The 4524-nt window shown below is 66.6% G+C and carries 2 protein-coding genes; both read left to right on the top strand.

Annotation, left to right across the window (positions count from 1 at the left end):
- On the top strand, positions 1 to 1603 hold a 1603-nt coding region (locus AB0C02_RS33365; protein ID WP_357553202.1), incomplete at its 5' end, for an FG-GAP-like repeat-containing protein.
- A 528-nt stretch (positions 1604 to 2131) separates the two neighbouring features.
- Positions 2132 to 4524: hypothetical protein (locus AB0C02_RS33360; RefSeq protein ID WP_357553201.1), on the top strand; the 2393-nt coding region annotated here is incomplete at its 3' end.

Genomic DNA, 4524 nt, shown 5'->3' with positions numbered 1-4524 from the left:
CCCCTACAAAATCGGGGGAACCTGGAACACCGGCGCCAACCTCACCCTCCGCGCCGCCGACATCAACAACGACGGCACCCCCGACCTCTGGACCACCGGACCCAACGGAACCATCACCACCTGGACCGTCACCAACCTCACCAACGGCACCGGCACCATCACCAAGAAAGCCGACCAGGCACTGATCACCGCCAACCACGCCTGGCCGTTGGCCGACGCCGAATCCGGTCCGGTGACCGGCGGCAACATCGCCAAGGACCCTGTCGGGGCCCTCAACGCAACCGGTAGTGGCGCCACCTGGAACACCGGAGATCTGTTCGACCCAAGCGTGTTGATGAACGGCACGAACAGCACGCTCGCCACCGGCGGCCCGGCCGTCGACACCACCGGCGATTTCACCATCTCCGCCTGGGTGAAACCCACCGCAGCCGGTGGCACCATCCTGTCCCAGGACGGCACCAACACCGCAGCCCTCAAGCTGTGGGTGGACGCATCCGACCGCAGCTGGCGGGTCGCCATGTCGCAGAGCGACTCGACGAACCCGGTCTGGGACACCGCCACCGCCGGGGCCAACAGTGCCAGGTTGGGGGTCTGGACCCGGGTGACCGTCAGCTACGAGAAGGCCAACGGCCGCCTCGGGCTCTACCTCGGTGAGCTGAACAAGGGCGTAGCCATCCACTCCATCAGATGGAAGGCGACCGGCGCGTTCCGGATGGGCGCCCACCGAAGCTCGGCGACCGGGTACGCCGGCTACTTCGCCGGCCAGTTGAGCGAGGTACTCGCCTGGAACGAGGTGGTCAGCCCGGTCCAGCCGGTGCCGGCCGGTCCGCGCCACGACTTCAGCGGTGACGGCTACCCGGACGTTTTGGCGCTGTACACGCCCAACAACGACATCCTGCTCTACAAGGGCAATGGTGCGGCCGGGTTCCAGGGCTCGACCGTGATCGGCGGGAACTGGGTGAACTTCGACATCGTCTTCTCGCCGGGCGACTTCGACGGTGACGGAAAGCCCGACGTGCTCGCCCGGCACAAGACGACCAAGCAGCTCTACCTCTACCGTGGCAACGGCACCGGCGGCTTCTCCGGGTCGAAGATCCTCAGCGGCGACTGGTCGGCGTACGACATGATGTTCTCGCCCGGTGACTTCGACGGCGACGGGAAGGCCGACGTGATGGCGCGCCACGCCACCACCAAGGACATCCATCTGTTCCGGGGGGATGGCAACGGGAACCTCATCGCCGGCTCCACGATCGTCGGGGCGAAATGGGCGTACTTCGACGTGATCTTCTCGCCGGGTGACTTCGACGGTGACGGGAACCCCGACGTGATGGCACGCCACTCCACCACCAAGGACATCTACCTGTACCGGGGCGGCGGGAACGGCAAGTTCCTCCCCGGCTCCACCATCGTCGGCGCCAACTGGACGTACTTCGACCGGATCTTTTCGGTCGGTGACTTCAACATGGACGGCAACACTGACGTAATCGCCCGGTACTCGCCGACCAAGGACCTCTACCTCTACGAGGGGAACGGGGTCGGCGGGTTCAAGCCCGGCTACACCGTCATCGGCGCCAACTGGACGTACTTCGATCTGCTCTTCTGATCGATGCCGGTCCGGGTCGACCACCGACCCGGACCGGCACCGCTTGCCGACGGGGGCACCCCCTCACACCAAGATCCGGACAAGTTCACGGAAAGAGTGGCCATTCCGCGTCGGATGGCCACTCTTTCCGTGCATGGACACATCCCGGCATACCACCGACGGCGTGCTGTGCGTGTTTCTCTCCGCGTACGCCCGGCTGCACGTCACCGTCGAGTAGTCCCTCAGCGGGCAGATGGAGCACCTAGATCGAACGCGCCTGGTGGAAGTCCCACCGTTAATCGGGAATGGATCGCCGCGCTGCGCTCCGTGCCGGGGGTGGCCTCGCCTCTGCGAGATAGGCCATCGAAGGTCACGAAGAGGTAACGATCGGTGGAGCCGTGACGACTCATATGGGTGGCAGATAGTGCGGAAAGGGCAACCCGATGTGACGTCTGGCGTTCCACGTGGACGATTTGGCTGCTTCACTATGGCCGCTCAGCGGACGCAGACCGGCGTCCCGGCGAACACACACGGGGGAGGTACCTCACCATGTCCAAAAACGGCCCTCCGCAGCAGACCACTCGGAGGAGGACAACCGCCGCCAGCATCGCGGCCAGCGTCCTCCTGGCCACCACGGCCGCCACGCTGCCCACCGCACCGGCCACCGCCGGACCCACCACACCCACGGCCCCGAAGGCGGCCAGCGGGCCACTCAGCGTCGACCAGGCCATCGACCAGGCCCGACGGACCCGTAAGCCCGTCGAGGCCACCGCGGCGGGCACGTCCACCTCGACCGTCACGGCCCGCCCCGACGGCACCGTCGAGTTGACCCAGTCCGCGGTACCGACACGCACCCGCATCAACGGCGAGTGGAAGAACCTCGACCCGACCCTGGTACGTCAGGCCGACGGCGGCATCACCGGCACGGTGACCACCAACCAGGTCCGACTCTCCCCCGGCGGCACCGGCCCCCTCGCCGAACTCACCAGCGGCGACCGCGCCCTGTCCATCACCGTCCCGCTGACCCTGCCAGCACCGACCCTGTCCGGACCGACTGCGACCTACCCCGACGTGCTACCCGGCGTCGACCTCACCGTCCGCATCACCGGCGAAGGCGCCTTCTCCCACGTCTTCGTAGTCAAAAACCGCGCCGCCGCCACCAACCCGATGCTGGCGGAACTGGAACTGGCCACCACCGGCAAGGACGTCACCCTCAGCAGCGACGCGGCCGGAAACATCACCGGCGTTGACCGCACCGGCCAGACGGTGATCACCGCCCCAGCCCCCACCATGTGGGACTCCGGCGCAGAGCAGGCTTCCACGCCGGCAGGCCGGGGAACAGTGTCGAGCACGGTGGAAGCAGGCCACGCAGCACGCACCGCCCGCATCGGGGTACAGATCAGCGGCGGGAAACTGCGCCTCACCCCCGACCGGAAACTGCTCACCGACACCGCGACCACGTTCCCGGTCTACATCGACCCCACGTTCAACTGGACACCGGTCGGCCCGAAGATGTCCGGCTGGGCCAGCATCTCCTACCAGCACCCGTCAACGAACTACTGGAAGAACACCCCGGACCCGGCCGGGCGGATGCAGGTCGGCAACTCCGGCAGCCAACGCTCCAACACCCTCATCAACTTCCCCATCCCCTACAGCACCCTCGCCGACGCCGAGATCTACGACGCCATCTTCAAAATCACCAACACCTACTCCTGGTCCTGCACCAACAAAACCCTCAACATCTACGGCCCCAACGACACCCTCACCTCCACCAACGCCACCTGGAACTACTGGACAAACGTCACCAAGGGCAGCACCATCGCCTCGAAAAGCTTCGCCCACGGCTACAACAGCAGCTGCGACGCCGCCGCCGAATCCTTCGACATCCGCGACCAGATCATCGCCGACGTGAAGGCCAGCCGGCCCACCCGCACCCTGTGGATGGTCGCCGCCAACGAAGCCACCGACACCGAAAACTGGAAGAAGTTCCTCGAAACCAGCCCCACCCTCACCATTCGCTACAACCACAAACCCAACAAACCCACCGGCCTGACCACCTCCCCCAAGACGGCCTGCGCCGGTGGCAGCACCGTCGGTGACGGCACCGTCTCCCTCTACGCCCCCGTCTCCGACCCCAACGGCGGCACCCTCGGCGTCACCTTCAAACTCTGGAAAACCAGCGACAACACCCAAACCGCCATCGCCTCATCCGACCCGAACCTGCTCACCTACACCTCCGGCAGCACCGCCGTCCTCGTCGTCAGCGTCGACAAACTCCGCACCGCCGCCAACGGAGCACGCACCAACTTCTCCTGGAAAGCCCAAGCCACCGACTTCCGCACCCCCAGCGACTGGTCCGACACCTGCAAATTCGACTTCGACCCCACCCGACCCGGACCACCGGAAGTGAGCGATCCCTCCACGGACGCAGTCATCGGCCAGCCGGTCACATTCACCATCACCAAGGGAACCAGCACCACCATCCCAAGCAGCTACGTCTACCAGCTCAACGCCGGCCCGCCCGTTGACGTCGCTGCCGACTCCGCCGGGTCCGCGACGATCGCCGTGTCCCCGACCCGCGTCACGAACACCCTCACTGTCACCAGCCTCTCCGCCGGCGGTAACTTCGGCGACAGCGCCAGCATCCCGTTCAGCGCCGACCCGGCCGCCACCGCCGTCGACGGGGACCTGACCGGCGACCAGATTCCCGACCTGCTCACCGTCGGGGCAGTCAACGGTCTGCCCTCCGGCCTCTGGCTCGGCGCGGGCGGCACCGATGGATCCGCCCTACCCGGGACCAACATCGGCGCCCGAGGCAACGGAGTCACCGAAAACAACGCACCATCAGACTTCGACGGCGCCCAAGCCATCACCGGCCACTTCACCGGCACCGGCCTACAAGACGTCCTCGTCTACTACCCCGGCGGCACCAACCCCGGCGC

The sequence above is a fragment of the Micromonospora sp. NPDC048999 genome, from assembly GCF_040649295.1.
In the GTDB taxonomy this organism is placed as follows: Bacteria; Actinomycetota; Actinomycetes; order Mycobacteriales; family Micromonosporaceae; genus Micromonospora.
The sequence above is the reverse complement of the archived record's forward strand: the minus strand, read 5'-3'. Positions and strand labels throughout refer to the sequence as shown.